Origin of the sequence: Alteromonas gracilis (genome assembly GCF_002993325.1) — a bacterium.
Lineage (GTDB): Bacteria > Pseudomonadota > Gammaproteobacteria > Enterobacterales > Alteromonadaceae > Alteromonas > Alteromonas gracilis.
On the sequence record NZ_PVNO01000025.1, the window covers coordinates 615,944 to 631,855 of the forward strand.

Genomic DNA, 15,912 nt, shown 5'->3' on the forward strand with positions numbered 1-15,912 from the left:
GTTAATTATGAAAAAAACCATTGCAGCGTGCATTGCCGCCACATTCGCAGTGAATTACTCAACCACTGCATTCGCCGAAGAAGCATTCATGGCATCATTGGTAGAGCAATCTGTTCTTTTGGACATAGACGCTGATTCATTTGTCGTTATTGTCGGTGAACGCGGTCATATATTAGTGTCAGAAGATGGCAATACGTTTAGTCAGAAAAACGTACCTACACATTCAACGCTAACGGCAACTACCGTTGTGGGAAACCACGTTTGGGCAGTTGGTCACGACGCCGTTATTCTGCACTCTGCAGACAAGGGCGAAACGTGGGAGATTCAAAACTATCAGCCTGAACTACAGCGTCCATTTTTAGATGTTTTGTTTTTTGATGAGCAACATGGCATTGCAACCGGTGCTTATGGCTTGTTCTATCGTACGCAAGATGGCGGAAAGTCTTGGAATGCAGAAAGGCATGCTAGTCTTTTGGATCCTATGGACCAAGAGTATCTAGAAGATATTAGAAAGGAAGACGAGACCTTTTATCAGCAGGAATTAGAGTCAATTCTTCCACATTTAAATCGCGTCACGCTTGATGGAAATACGTTATACATGGCGGGCGAGGCTGGCTTATTAGCAAAAAGCACTAACATGGGAGAGTCATGGGAGCGCTATTATGTTGATTACACGGGGTCATTTTTTGATATCAAACCGTTAGATGAGAATACAGTGTTAGCGGTAGGTTTGCGCGGAAACATTTTCGTTAATCGAAATGCTGGCGAATGGGAATATGTTCAAACATGCTCTAACAGTACGCTCAATTCTATTTTAGTAGGCTCTGGTTCGACAGTATATGCCCTAGGAAATAATGGCATGATGATAACTGCACAGCGCCCGCTACCAACCAGTATGCGTGACCCTTATGCTAACCCTTCCGATTGTGTAGCGGATGAAGGAATTGTTGCTTCTCAAATTAAAGATAAAGCAGCGCTTCTAAACGCAACGCAATTTAACGGCGAAACAATTGCTGTTACCGCGAATGGCATTAAAACGTTGAATTTAAAATAGGGCAGTATAATAACAATGACCCATTTTCTAGAAAAATTAGTTTTTGGTAACCGCAAAATAGTGGTGGTCTTATTTGCCATTGCTACGGTTTTTCTTGGCTACCAAGCTTCTCACATGCGTTTAGACGCAGGATTCGAAAAAAACATCCCGTTAAATCATGAGTACATGAAAACCTATATTGAGCACCGTCAGGACTTTGGTGGTGCAAACAATATTTTAGTTTCTGTCTGTGATAAAAACGATAATATTTACAATCAGAACTTTTTTGATACGCTCAAGAATGTTCACGACCAGCTTTTCTTTATAAATGGTGTAAATCGTTCGCTGGTCATTTCGTTGTTTTCACCCTCTACTCGCTTTACAGAAATCGTTGAGGGCGGATTTGCCGGCGGCCCGGTGATACCGGCTGACTTCAATTCATCAAATCCTGAAGCATTGGAACTAGTTGCTGCCAATGTAGAAAAAGCTAACATTGTTGGTAGACAAGTGGCTAGCGATTACAGCTGTGCAATGGTTACGGCTCAACTATTAGATATTGACCCTCAGACTGGCGAGCCATTAGATACGCTAGCATTAGCGGCTGAGCTCGAAGAGCAGCTTCGTGGCCAATATGAAAATGAAAACACGTCTATCCATATCATCGGCTTCGCGAAGATGATAGGTGACGTGGCAGATGGTGCAAAAGACGTTCTACTGTTCTTCGCCATTGCTATCGCTATTACGGCAGTAATGGTGTATTTCTTCTCGCGCAGCGTTATGCTTACATTGCTTCCTTTAGTATGCTCAATAATCGCAGTTGTCTGGCAGTTAGGCCTTCTAACTTCTATTGGTTTCGGTATGGATCCCATGTCGATTCTTGTGCCATTCCTTGTATTTGCCATTGGTGTGAGCCACGGCGTGCAAATGATCAATGCAGTTGAAAAGCAGGCTGTCACAGGCATCGGCGCTAAGCGCGCATCTATGGCGGCCTTCAGGAATTTGTTAGTACCTGGCGGTATTGCATTACTTTCTGACACGGTAGGCTTCATGACGCTGCTTGTTATCGATATTGGTATCATCCGAGAACTTGCTATTACAGCAAGTATGGGGGTAGCTGTAATAATCCTGACTAACTTGTTACTTCTTCCTGTGCTAATGAGCTTCTTGAAGCTTGACCAAAAGTATGTAGAAAAATTTGTAGGCAAGGAAAATACAAATTCTCGATTTTGGGAAGTTATTGCAGCCTGTTCACGGAAGAAGCCAGCAGCGATTATTCTTGCGGTAACAGCCATTCTATTTGTTTTCGGTCACTTCCAGGCCCAAAATATGAAAATAGGCGATCTTCATGCTGGTGCACCTGCGCTACATGAGACATCTCGCTACAACCAAGACACGTTCCTTATCACAGACAAGTACGAAGTAACGGTTGATTATATTTCCATACTGGTAGAGACCACCCCGGAAGCGTGTACATCGCACAGCGTAATGAAAGCTATGGATGATTTTCAGTGGAAAATGGAGAACGTGCAGGGCGTACAGTCGGCCGTGTCTCTTGCCTCTGTTGCAAAAATTGTCAACGCTGGTTACAACGAAGGGAATGTGAAGTGGCAAGTACTTCCGCGCAACCAACAAACGTTAGTGCAAGCTATTTCTCGCGTACCTACCTCATCGGGTTTGTTGAACGGTGACTGTTCGGTGATGCCCATCATTTTGTTTATGGAAGATCACAAGGCAGAAACCATCTCTCGCGTGGTTGATGCGGTCAAAACATATCGCGACGAGTATCAGACTGATGACATGAAATTTAGTCTGGCGTCTGGTCCAGTAGGCGTGATGGCAGCGACCAATGAAGCAGTAAGCGCAGCTCAAGACCCAATGATGCTTTACGTATTCGGCGCGGTTATCGCACTATGTCTTATCAGCTTCCGCTCTATTCGCGCTACGCTGGTTGTCGTTATTCCACTTTACGTGGTTTCGGTGTTGGCCCAAGCGCTAATGACATACCTGCAAATAGGTCTCACCGTATCTACATTACCGGTAATCGCACTTGGCGTGGGTATTGGCGTTGACTATGGTATTTATATTCTCTCTACCAAGAGCCTAATGCTGAAAAAAGGCGCGACCGTTCAAGAGGCCTATTTTGCAGCTCTGAAAGAGCGTGGCAGCGCAGTGTTATTTACTGGCATAACGCTAGCAATTGGCGTGAGCACGTGGGTGTTCTCTTCCCTGAAGTTCCAAATGGACATGGGTATATTGCTTACATTCATGTTCGTTGTGAACATGCTTGGTGCAATAATTGTACTGCCTGCGCTTGCACGATTCTTGTGGTGGAATAAAAACGACCCTGGTGCATAAAATATTTTTGCATAGCTAAGCATAAAAAAGGGCCTTTTGGCCCTTTTTTTTGTGTGTTTTCTGCATAGTTATCTATGCTGTTAATATAAGGTTAAAAATGGGCTTTCATTAGCGTCATTTATTAGAGAAAATAGTTTGGTACTCGACACTTATACCAAGTTGGATTGGTATTACGACATTCAAAAAAGGTTAACAAATGACAGTCACCTCACAGCGACACTCAGTACTGCTAGACAACGTATTTGCACTTATCGACAAGAAAGTAGATACCAAGCAGAAGTCTCTTGTGCAGCAATTCGGACGTCTGTTGTATAAAAATATTTCTAGCGATGACTTAGAAAACCGAAACGACAGCGACCTTTATGGTGCAACACTCAGCTTATGGAATGGTCTAGCAAAATTTGACAATAATGCGCCCTATATACGCGTTTTCAATCCGGAAATAGCGAAACACGGCTGGCATTCAAGCCACACTATCGTCGAGATTATCGTCTCTGACATGCCGTTTTTGGTTGACTCAGTGCGCATGTTGCTAAACAAATTAAACATTACTGCGCACTTGTTTCTCCACAGCCCTATTGGTATCAAGCGAGACAGCACGAATAAAGTGCAGGCATTTGTTGAGCCTGGAAAATCTATAGAAGGCGCTAAGAAAGAAACGGTTATTTTTATAGAGATTGATACACAGACATCAAAAAAGGATATTGATGCGTTAACCAAAGAGCTTCATTCAGTTGTCGATGAGGTGTCGTTAGCGGTACAAGACTGGCAGGGGATGACCAACACCTTGCAGGATGTTATTAAAAATAACGCTAAATTTAATTGGCCGGTATCAGCAGAAGCGAAAAACCAAACAAAAGCTTATCTTGAGTGGCTGGGCGATCATAACTTCACCATGATGGGTTACCGTTATTATGACGTCAAAGCGATTGAAGGTGACCATAGATGGATACCTCAAAACGACACGAGCCTGGGTTTGTTGAAAAACTCGATTAACGACCGCGAGCGCTTGTTGTCTCGTTTACCTGCTTCTGCAAGAGCCGAAGCATTAAGCAAAAACCCCCTAATATTAACGAAGACTAATTCTCGTGCTCGTGTGCATCGTCCAGCCTATATGGATTATGTGGGCGTGAAGGTATTTAATAAAGACGGGCAAGTTGTAGGTGAACATCGCTTCTTAGGCTTATATTCAGCATCGTTTTACAATAACAGCGTAACTCAACTACCGATTTTACGAGAGAAGATTAAACGTATTTGTGAACTATCGGGTTTTGAGCCCGGCACGCATGCTTACAAAGCGTTCGCAAACATTATTGAAACCTATCCTCGTGACGAGCTGCTTCAGACTCCTGCTGAAGAGCTAGCGCAAATCGTGATGGGTATCTTTCAAATGCAAGAAAGAGGTATCTCTCGCTTGTTCATCCGTAAAGATATCTTTGGGCGCTTTTTCTCATGCATGGTGTTTGTACCAAGAGAGCGCTATAACACCCAGTTAAGAAAAGAGACGCAAGCGCTTTTAAAGGCATCACTGGGTGCGACGGAAGAAGTAGAGTTCACGACATTTTTCTCAGAGTCTGTGTATGCACGCACGCACTACATTGCAAGAGTCAACGATAACAACGCGGAATTCGATGTGAAGGAAATAGAGCAAAATATAATTGAGTTGACCAAAACGTGGAACGACAGACTAGCGTCTTCAATTTCTGCTGCGCACGGAGAGGCATCGGGCAAAGCGCTTGAGCGTAAATACAATAACGCGTTTTCTCGAAGCTATATGGAGCACAACCTCCCGTCGGCAGCGCTTGTCGATATCGGCAAGTTAGAGATGCTTGACGACAATCACACCCTAGACATGCTGTTCTATCGCCCTCAAGAAGAAGACGCTGACAGCCAAGTGGTTAAGCTTAAACTTTTCCATCGCGCTGAACCTATCCATTTGTCTGACGTACTGCCCATGCTAGAGAACTTTGGGTTACGCGTAATCGATGAAAGCCCTTATAAAATAACGTGTTCAGAGGGTGAGCGTAACTGGGTGATGGACTTCACCATGCTTCACAAAAGCGGCCAGCATTTCGACATGGAGAAGGCTCAACTGTTGTTCCAAGACGCCTTCGCTAAAGTGTGGACCAAGACACTAGAGGATGACGCTTTCAACCGCCTAATTCTTGGTGCAAACATGACAGGCCGAAAAGTTACAATATTACGTGCCTATGCAAAATACATGCGTCAGACAGGCAGTTCGTTCAGCCGAGATTATATTGCCAACACGCTATCAAACTACCCAAATATCGCCCGTTTACTGGTTGATTTCTTTGACCTTCGCTTCAACCCTAAGAAAAAGCGTAACGTGAAGAAGGAAGAAGCGCTGCTAGAAGATATCAAGGCGCAGTTGGATAATGTAAGCAATGTGGATGATGACCGTATTATCCGCCGTTATCTTGACATGATGTCAGCGACCTTGCGTACTAACTTCTATCAACCTGATGACGCTGGCAACGAAAAGTCTTATGTTTCGTTTAAAATGCTGCCAGAGCTTATTCCTGAGATGCCGCTTCCGCTGCCGAAGTTCGAAATATTCGTCTATAGCCCACGTGTAGAGGGTGTGCATTTACGAGGCGGTAAAGTTGCGCGTGGTGGTTTGCGTTGGTCAGACCGGCAGGAAGATTTTAGAACGGAAGTACTAGGGCTAGTTAAGGCGCAGCAGGTTAAAAATACGGTTATCGTACCGGTTGGCGCAAAAGGTGGGTTTGTTTGTAAAAACTTACCGGTAGGCGAAGGGCGTGCAGCTATTCAGGCAGAAGGTCAAGCCTGTTACCGCATTTTCATTACTAGTTTACTTGATATTACCGATAACATTGTCAATGGCGAGATAGTACCGCCTAAAGATGTGGTTCGCCTTGATGATGACGACCCGTATTTGGTTGTAGCTGCAGATAAAGGCACTGCAACTTTCTCTGACATTGCCAACGGTATTGCAGAAGAATTTGGTTTTTGGCTAGGTGATGCATTCGCATCTGGCGGAAGTATAGGTTACGACCATAAAAAAATGGGCATAACCGCTCGCGGCGGCTGGGAATCTGTCAAGCGTCACTTCAGAGAAATTGGCATCGACTGTCAATCCACAGATTTTACGTGTGTAGGTGTAGGTGACATGGCTGGTGACGTATTCGGTAACGGTATGTTGCTTTCAGAGCACACGCGATTAATCGCAGCATTTAACCATTTACATATTTTCTTTGACCCTAGCCCTGATGCAGCAGCGAGCTATAAAGAACGTCAGCGCCTGTTTGAAAATCCAAGCCTTAGCTGGGAAGACTACGACAGTAAGCTCATCTCAAAGGGCGGTGGTGTGTTTAGCCGTGCGTCTAAGTCAATTAAGCTTACGCCTGAAATGAAGAAGTGGTTGGGTACCCGTCAGCTAACGATGACACCAAATGAGCTTATTCACAATATATTGAAAATGCCTGTCGACCTTCTTTGGAATGGCGGTATCGGTACGTATATTAAGAGCAAAAAAGAATCTCACTCAGATGTTGGCGATCGTGCCAACGATGACTTACGAGTTAATGGTCGTGACGTTCAAGCCAAAATTGTAGGCGAGGGCGGTAACCTAGGCTTAACGCAACTGGGACGAATTGAGTATGCCTCCAATGGCGGCCGGGTTAACACTGACTTTATCGACAACGTGGGTGGTGTGGACTGTTCTGATAATGAAGTAAATATCAAAATCTTACTTAACAGCCTAGTGAACGACGGTGAGTTGACACTCAAGCAACGTAATAAATTACTTTACGATATGACCGACGATGTAAGTCGCATTGTACTCGAGGACTGCTATCGTCAAACTCAGTCAATCTCTATCACGGAGCTTGCTGGTGTTAAACAACTTAAAGAGCAGCTGCGCTTTATTCACGGTCTTGAGCGAGAAGGGCAACTAAATCGTGAACTGGAATTTATCCCAAGCGATGATGAAATTTCAGATCGCGTGGCTTCAGATCAAGGGTTGACTCGTCCAGAGCTAAGCGTACTCATCGCCTACGGTAAGATGGTGTTGAAAGACGCGCTTAATATTCCTGAAATTACTGATAACCCTTATCATGGAAAGTTACTTGTAGAAGCGTTCCCATCAATCCTTCGCGAAAAATTTGCTACGCACATGCAGCAGCATCCACTTCGAAGCGAGATTATTGCCACTAAGTTAACTAATAACATGGTTAATGATATGGGTCTTAATTTTGTTTTCAGAATGCAGGAAGAGACAGGCGCAAGTGTTAGCGAAATCGCAGATGCCTACGCGATTGTGCATGGTATTTTCAATATGAAAACGCTGTGGGCTCGCATTGAAGAGCTCGATAATATTATCCCTGCGAAGTTGCAGCTTAAGATGCTAGATGAGGCCCGTAGGATCATGCGCCGCGCTGCACGTTGGTATATACGCCACGGTAACAAAGCGCAGAGCATTGAAGAAGCCATCGCTAGCTATCGCGGAACGTTTGACACTCTGTCGAAAAACCTACAACACTACCTTGTTGAAAGTGAATATGTGCAGCTTGAAGCAGCTACTCAAAGATACATAGATAAAGGTGTCCCACAAGACATCGCGTATCAAGTGGCAAGCTTCTCAAACATGTTCTCAAGCTTCGACTTGGCGCAGATTGTAGAAGCGGACAAACACGATACCGATGTTGTTGCTAAGCTTTACTATCAATTAGGTTCTCGTTTAGAGCTGCATTGGTTCCTAGATCAAATTAACAATCAAGCGGTAAGCAACCATTGGCAAGCACTTGCACGTGCATCTTACCGTGAGGAGTTAGATTGGCAGCAGCGTTCAATTGCCGCGAACCTGTTGGCATCACGTGAAGATATCAGTGATGCTGACCAAATTTTAGATGAATGGATTGAAAGTAATCAGGTACTGCTTAAGCGTTGGTATCACATGATGTCAGAGTTTAAGACGAGTACAACTCACGAATTTGCTAAATTTTCTGTTGCTTTACGTGAATTGATGCTTTTAAGCGTGAAGTCTAACCATTAGAATACACGCACCTTAATAATTTAAGCCCTGTTTATCAGGGCTTTTTATTGGCCGAGTGATCGTTGTTGTATAATTTAGTTCCAGTGTTAGGATCAACATTCTTAACGCAAACCTATCAATGTTAGCGATCAACAGACCCTTAATAAGCGAGCGTTAAAATTAGCCATGCAATCTTTAGTGCAAAAATTCTTACTTCAGTGCGAACCTGAAAAAAGTCACGATTTCACCATTAACTGGTTAAACAAGACACAACACACACCGCTGAAATGGATGTACAGCACTCCCACAATCAAAAAACCAGTGACCGTCGCTGGAATGACCTTCGATAATCCAGTGGGACTTGCAGCAGGACTTGATAAAAACGGCGACTGCATCGATGCTTTTGCCAGTATGGGATTTGGTTTTGTTGAAATTGGTACGGTTACGCCGCGCCCTCAACCTGGAAATCCTAAACCTCGCTTGTTTCGAATTCCTGAAAAGCACGCCATTATCAATCGCATGGGCTTTAATAACAAAGGCGTTGATCATCTCGTTGAACAGGTGAAAAAGGCGGAGTTTAAAGGGCCTATTGGCATCAATATTGGTAAAAACAAAGATACTGAAGAAGCTAACGCCCTCGACGACTATCTAATATGCCTCAATAAGGTATACCCTTACGCCAGCTATGTGACTATAAATATTTCTTCGCCAAATACGCCAGGTCTTAGAAACCTTCAATACGGTGAAGCTCTTGATAAATTATTGGTAGGTCTCAAAGCAGCGCAAGAAACGCTGACACAAACTCACGGGAAATACGTACCGCTTTTTATTAAAATCGCGCCTGATTTAAGTGATGTTGAAATCGACAGCATTGCGGCATCTCTTTTAGACAGTAAAATGGACGGCGTAATTGCGACAAACACAACACTTTCCCGAGAAGCCGTTACTGGGCTGAAACATGCGGATGAAATGGGTGGTTTGAGTGGTTCAGTAATGACTGACATGAGCCTTGAAGTTACGCGTAAATTGAACAAAGCGCTTGACCGCGCGATTCCGATAATAGGCGTAGGCGGAATAGATTCACCTACGACGGCCCAAGAAAGGCTCAATGCTGGCGCATCTCTCGTTCAAATCTATTCGGCTTTTATTTATCAAGGTCCGAACCTCGTTAAACGCATCGTAAACGCGTTATAATACATCTGAAAAAATAATCTCTTGTGTGCATGCTCAATTGTAAAAAAGCATGCACACCCAAAACAGGTAATTGAATGAATACTATTCTGGTTACGACCAGTCGCGGTCTTGACGAACTATTAAAGCAAGAAGTGCTGAACCTATGCCCTGATGCACAAATTAAACAAGGGCCTGGCACTATACAGTTTGAAGGGTCAAAAGAAGATGCTTATAAACTTTGCTTGTGGTCGCGACTAGCAAACCGCGTAATCTGGGTGCTTGCGTCTGGTAAAGCAGGGGATGCTGAAGCCCTGTACAACACAGCGATGGGCATCGATTGGCAAATGCAGATGGATTCACGTCATACTTTATCTGTACAGTTTATCGGTACTAATTTTGCGATTAAAAACACACAGTTTGGCGCAGTGCGCGTTAAAGATGCGATTGTTGACTCGTTTGTTGAGCAAGGTTTACCTCGCCCTTCAGTAGAACGCAAAACGCCTGATATTTCTGTTTACGCAAGACTTCATCGCGATAACGTGATCATAGGAATTGACTTGGCTGGTGCCAGTCTCCACCAGCGTGCTTACAGGCAAGAAACCGGTGATGCACCACTAAAAGAACACATCGCAAGTGCAATGCTAATGCGCAGTGGTTGGACAGAAAATACAAGTGCGCCATTGGTTGATTTAATGTGTGGCTCAGGCACCATCGCTATTGAGGCCGCATATATTGCCCGAAATATCGCACCGGGTATTAAGCGCTCTTATTGGGGTTTTACTAAGTGGTTAGGCCATGAAGAAAAACTCTGGGAAGCATTGCTCGAAAACGCAATTACGGTTCAAAAACCAAGCTGTGAAGGTGGCATTTACGCCGGTGACTTTAGCCGTAAGATGGTTGCTATTGCCAAAGCCAATGCAGATTTTGCCGGCGTGTTTAGTGATATATCATTTTCTCAGCAAGATGCAACGAAGTCATCACCACCAGTAGCAACGCCCGGCTACGTAGTATCAAACCCTCCGTATGGCGAACGTCTTGGTGAACTTACCTCGCTTATTCCGCTTTTCAGTGATTGGGGCAAGCGTTTTAAAGAAGCATGGAAGGGATGGCACGTTTCACTGCTAAGCAGTAATCGTGACTTACTTCGCGTATTAAAACTTCGTGCAACTAAAGACTACGCCATGAATAATGGTAAGTTAGAATGTCGTCTTGCTAACTACGTGCTAGATGAAGATAACACGGTGCAGTTCAGCGAAGATGCTGACAATCACGAATTTGCTAATCGCTTGAAGAAAAACCTCAAGCGTATGAAAGGCTGGATAAAAAGCGCAAACACAAACTGTTATCGCATCTACGATGCCGATCTGCCGGATTATAATGTAGCGGTAGATCGATACGATGATTGGCTTGTAGTGCAAGAGTATGCGCCACCAAAAACCGTATCGGAAGACAAAGCCCGAAAACGCCTTCAGGAAGTCCTTCTTCATTTACCCGCGGTGACAGGCGTGTCGCCCAAAAAGATTGCATTAAAAGTCCGTGCCCAACAAAAAGGCACTAAGCAGTACGAAAAAATTAATCAGTCTGGCGACATGATGGAAGTGTATGAAAATGGCGCGCGTTTCTTAGTAAACCTAACAGATTATTTAGATACCGGCCTTTTCCTAGACCATCGCAATACTCGTCAAAAAGTAAAAGCGATGTCAGAGGGTAAGGACGTACTAAACCTTTTTTCTTACACAGGCAGCGTGTCAGTATTTGCAGCAATGGGTGGCGCTAAATCAGTCACTACGGTTGATATGTCAAATACTTACCTAGAGTGGGCAAAGAAAAACGTAGCGCTTAACAAGCTTACCGGTCCACACGCGTTTATCCAGGCAGACTGCACAACGTGGCTCAACAGCCATAAAGGTAAATACGACTTAATTTTTATCGACCCACCATCATTTTCAAATTCAAAGCGCATGCAGAATACGTGGGATGTGCAGCGCGATCACGTAAAAATGCTTAGCGATGCTAAGGCGTGTTTAAAAGCGCAAGGGACGATTATTTTTTCCAATAATAAGCGTGGCTTTAAGTTGGACGAGCCGGCAATAAGCGCACTTGGTCTCTCTGTGAAAAATATCACTAATGAAACTATTCCTGAAGATTTTGCCCGTAAAGGTAAAATTCATCAGTGCTGGATACTAGCATCGTGAAGATTTATTTTTACACCGGTCCTCATTGCAGTTTATGTGATTTAGCCGATGTGGAGATAGCGCGCACGTCTATGTCTTCATCGTTAACGATAGAAAAGATTAATATCCGTCAAAGCACGGAGCTTTACCACCTATATGGCGCTCGTATTCCGGTGCTGAAGCGAGATGACAATAATAAGGAAATCGGTTGGCCTTTCACCACAGCCGATTTAGAGGAGTTTCTTCAGTGAGCATTTTGCAGTTAAAAAACATCACTGTTATTTATGGAAATCCGCCGCTTTTAGACGGCGTCGAACTTGTTGTTCAACCGAAAGAGCGGGTGTGTCTCGTTGGCCGTAACGGCAGTGGAAAGTCTACCTTAATGAAGGTCATCGCTGGCGATATTATTGCTGATGACGGCCAGAGGATAATTGAGAGTAATACGGTTATTGCCCGTTTAGAGCAGGATCCTCCACAGACCACAGATGTTACGCTTTTCGATTACGTTGCAGAAGGTCTATCTGACGTTGGGGAAACGCTGAAAGCCTATTTTCATCAAACCCGTATCGTCGGTGAAGACCCTAGTGAAGCTAACTTAAATAAGCTTCAACGTTTACAAGAACAACTTGAAGCGCGCGATGCATGGCAGTTTGAACAGCAAATAGAACAAACACTAACGATGCTCAAGCTAGATCCAGAGATTTCGCTATCAACGTTATCTGGAGGATGGCGTAGAAAAGCGGCACTAGCGCGAGCTCTTGTTCGTCAACCAGACCTACTGCTTCTAGACGAGCCTACTAACCACCTTGATATTGAAATGATACGATGGCTTGAGTCAAGCTTAAGCAATTATCAAGGTGCCATTGTATTTGTCAGCCATGACCGTGCTTTTATACGCGCAATGGCCACACGAATTATTGACCTCGACCGAGGCTCTGTTACCAGCTATCCCGGAAATTACGAAACTTACCTAGAGAAAAAACAACAAGATTTAGAGGTTGAAGCGTCTCAAAACGCTGAGTTTGATAAAAAGTTAGCGCAAGAAGAAGTTTGGATTCGTCAGGGTATCAAAGCTCGCCGTACACGCAATGAAGGGCGAGTGCGAGCCCTCAAAAAACTGCGTGAGGAGCGTAAAGCAAGACGTGCAGTGCAGGGTAATGCTGTGGTTAACCAACATCAAGGCGCACGTTCAGGCAAGATGGTATTTGAGGTAAAAGACCTCAGCTACAGCATTGAAGGTAAGCCTATTGTCAAAGGCCTAAACCTTAATGTGCTGCGTGGTGATAAGCTTGCACTTATCGGCCCGAACGGTAGCGGTAAAAGTACACTAATCAAGTTACTATTAGGTGAGTTACAGCCCGATGCTGGCAACTGCAAGCAAGGCACGAATTTAGAGGTTGCGTATTTCGACCAGCACCGACATGGCTTGGATTTAGAACAGACCGTGATCGATGCCGTGGGCGATGGGAAAAGAGATTTGATGGTTAACGGCCACCCGCGCCACGTTATCAGCTATCTTCAAGACTATCTTTTTACACCTGAGCGTGTAAATGCGCCGGTAAAATCCCTATCTGGCGGAGAAAAGAACCGTTTGATGTTAGCTAAGCTTATGCTAAAGCCGAGTAATGTTTTGGTACTCGATGAGCCAACTAACGATCTTGATGTTGAAACGCTGGAAATGCTGGAAACCTTGCTCAATGAATATACCGGCACTGTTCTGTTAGTGAGTCACGATAGGGAATTTGTTGATAATGTTGCTAATAGTAGCGTGGTTTTTGAAGGCCATGGCGTGCTTAGAGAGTTCATTGGGGGTTTCACTGACGTAGAAAACTGGTATAAAGACCAACAGGAAAAGCGTCAGCAAATCGAAAAAGAAGAAAAAGCCAAAGTAAAGAATGAAACTAATTCAACTTCGGGGAGTCCTAGTGCTAAGTCTGCCCCCCGTAAGACGAAAAAGCTATCATACAAAGACCAGCGAGAGCTTGAGTCTCTTCCCAAAGAATTAGAAACGTTAGAGGAAGAACTTGAAGCCATGCAGGAAAAGGTTAACGACCCGGATTTCTTCAAACAAGATAGTGACACTACCGCCAAGGCTCTAGCCGAATTAGCGGATAAAGAAGAATTACTTTCCCAGAAATATGCGCGCTGGGATGAACTAGAAAGTATGCTGGAAGATAATCAGCAGTAAATAGGATTTTAAATGAAACGAACTCAGCTTGCCGCCGCCGTTCTGTTGGCAACAGGAAGTGTTTCGGCATTCGCCGCGACCTATTCCGTGACGCCTCTTCCTTTACAGGATACCGCTAGAAATAATTTCGCTCGCTCTATCGATAACTCGGGGAAAATGCTGTCTGTTGTACAGCTTGAGTACAATCCACCTGTCGATGTGGAGCAGCTTGAGAACGACACCACCTTTTTCGACCAGTTTGGTGAAAGTTTAGATAGTGAAGAGGATGCTAGGCAGGGCGTTTTTAGCGATGTTGATTATCAAACAATCGTTAGCTTCCTTTTGCAAAATACGGCCGCAATCCAAGGCCAGAAACTCGCGTCCTTTAGAACCTACGTCACCGACACGCAAGATATTTCGCTCGTACCAGGCTTAGATGAAGTAACGGATAAGTTTGACGACTATACGCAGTCAGTAGAAGTCACTGGCCGAGACAGTTTAAACGGTAACTTCATTGTTGGCGATTCGACTGGCTTAGTTGTTTTAGACTCATATGAGAATGAAGCTGGCGAAACTATTAACTACACGTATTCTGAATCGGCACAACAGGGGTTTGTTCAAGCGTCAGGTGTTACTAAAGTCCTTCCCGCGGTTGACACCACTGCTGGCGGTTTTTCTTCAGCCCGAGCAGTAAACGCAAACCTTCAGGTAGCGGGGTTTAGTACCGTAAGCTTTAGCGACGATGTGGATGGGGCAATTGAAACGTGTGCAGATGACGAACTCCGAGGCGATCAGTCTGAAGGGCGTTGTTTATTTACCGTATACAATGGCGATTTTGCAGTACCAAGAATTTCAAGCTATTTCATAAATACTTCGTCGAATTATTTACCTGGTTTCGTTTTACGTTCTGAAGTGAACGCTACCATTTGGCAAATCGACGTTAATGGTGATGTGATTAGCACAGAAACGTATCCACTGCTTTTTGAGCCAGATGAAAACGACGAGCTTCATTACTTTACTTATGCCTATGATATCAATAGTCAAGGTATAGCTGTGGGTGAGGGACTTACGGGTGACAGAGTAACTATTACTCGCCCAAATCAGTCAGGGTTATCTGAAAGTGAGCGGGTCGCGACAGTCTTTAGAGACGGTGAGACGATTGAGCTTCTTCCAAGAGAAGAAAACCTGCTTAGCCAAGCCATCGCAATAAACGATGAGAATTGGGTGACGGGCGCGGTGCTTCGCTCTCAGAGTGATATCGCACGCTCTCGGTTATTTGTTTACAATCTAGACACGCAAGAGCAGCATTATCCATCAGGTTTTTTCTCAAGTGCCGGCGTGACGGCGAACGCAATTAACAATAACAATATCGTTGTTGGTAAAGCTGATGTTGACGCAACAAGTGATACCCTAAGAGAAACCGCTGCGTTTATGTATAACATTGATACTGAAGAATTCATTGACCTCAATGATCTCGTATCTTGTGACAACAATTATGAACTGCTAGAAGCGGTTGATATAAACGATAACAACGAGATAATTGCGAACGCACGTATAAAGACGACGAGTAAATACGTTACTGGCAACGATATTATTAACACAGACGGTGAAACTACTGAAATTGACTCAATTGTCGCAGTAAAGCTATCGCCTATTGCTAATGGCTCTATCGACGAGTGTGAAGTACCAGAAGACGAGCAACCCTTTGAACGCAGTGGCGCTTCCACGGGCTGGTTTGCATTGTTCGGCTTGCTCACCGCAGCATTTATACGCAGACGTTTTAAAAAATAGAAGAATAACTGTTTAACATTTATTCTGACATTATGAAGCCACAATCTTGTGGCTTTTTTTATACCTAAAAATTGTAACAAGTGACATATTTATGCATAAAAAATGTAACATAAATTTCATCGAAACTTCATTTGTTTAAATAAAGTCAAGCCCTTTAATTTTTTATTTTTCTTGAACCATTTTGATAATTGCACTATCAAAGTAG

At 44.1% G+C, this 15,912-nt stretch carries 8 protein-coding genes; all 8 read left to right on the forward strand.

The window, feature by feature from the left end; genetic code table 11:
- Positions 1–7: 7 nt before the first annotated feature.
- The 8 genes from C6Y39_RS11225 to C6Y39_RS11260 all read left to right on the forward strand — a co-directional run bounded on the left by C6Y39_RS11225 (position 8) and on the right by C6Y39_RS11260 (position 15,707).
- Positions 8–1,054 carry a WD40/YVTN/BNR-like repeat-containing protein gene (locus C6Y39_RS11225; RefSeq protein WP_105931325.1) on the forward strand — a complete coding sequence of 349 codons (1,047 nt, stop codon included), beginning with the start codon at positions 8–10 and terminating at the stop codon, positions 1,052–1,054.
- Between the two features lie 15 nt (positions 1,055–1,069).
- Entirely contained in the window at positions 1,070–3,388 is a 2,319-nt protein-coding gene (locus tag C6Y39_RS11230; RefSeq protein WP_105931326.1) for an efflux RND transporter permease subunit, read from the forward strand.
- A 196-nt stretch (positions 3,389–3,584) separates the two neighbouring features.
- The gene (locus C6Y39_RS11235) at positions 3,585–8,423 is read left to right on the forward strand and encodes an NAD-glutamate dehydrogenase (RefSeq protein WP_105931327.1); all 4,839 of its coding nucleotides are present in this window, start codon (positions 3,585–3,587) and stop codon (positions 8,421–8,423) included.
- Between the two features lie 165 nt (positions 8,424–8,588).
- Complete coding sequence (gene pyrD, locus C6Y39_RS11240) at positions 8,589–9,596, forward strand: quinone-dependent dihydroorotate dehydrogenase (protein ID WP_105931328.1); 1,008 nt, start codon at positions 8,589–8,591, stop codon at positions 9,594–9,596.
- 74 nt (positions 9,597–9,670) lie between these two features.
- On the forward strand, positions 9,671–11,770 hold the full coding sequence (gene rlmKL, locus C6Y39_RS11245) for a bifunctional 23S rRNA (guanine(2069)-N(7))-methyltransferase RlmK/23S rRNA (guanine(2445)-N(2))-methyltransferase RlmL (RefSeq protein WP_105931329.1): 2,100 nt from the start codon (positions 9,671–9,673) through the stop codon (positions 11,768–11,770).
- Positions 11,767–12,000, forward strand: a complete 234-nt coding sequence (locus C6Y39_RS11250) for a glutaredoxin family protein (RefSeq protein WP_105931330.1) — start codon at positions 11,767–11,769, stop codon at positions 11,998–12,000. Before rlmKL ends, C6Y39_RS11250 begins: the two co-directional genes overlap by 4 nt.
- Complete coding sequence (gene uup / locus C6Y39_RS11255; RefSeq protein WP_105931331.1) at positions 11,997–13,937, forward strand: ATP-binding cassette ATPase Uup; 1,941 nt, start codon at positions 11,997–11,999, stop codon at positions 13,935–13,937. The genes C6Y39_RS11250 and uup overlap by 4 nt, the downstream gene beginning before the upstream one ends.
- A gap of 12 nt (positions 13,938–13,949) precedes the next feature.
- Positions 13,950–15,707 carry a DUF3466 family protein gene (locus tag C6Y39_RS11260; RefSeq protein ID WP_105931332.1) on the forward strand — a complete coding sequence of 586 codons (1,758 nt, stop codon included), beginning with the start codon at positions 13,950–13,952 and terminating at the stop codon, positions 15,705–15,707.
- The last annotated feature ends 205 nt before the right edge of the window (positions 15,708–15,912 follow it).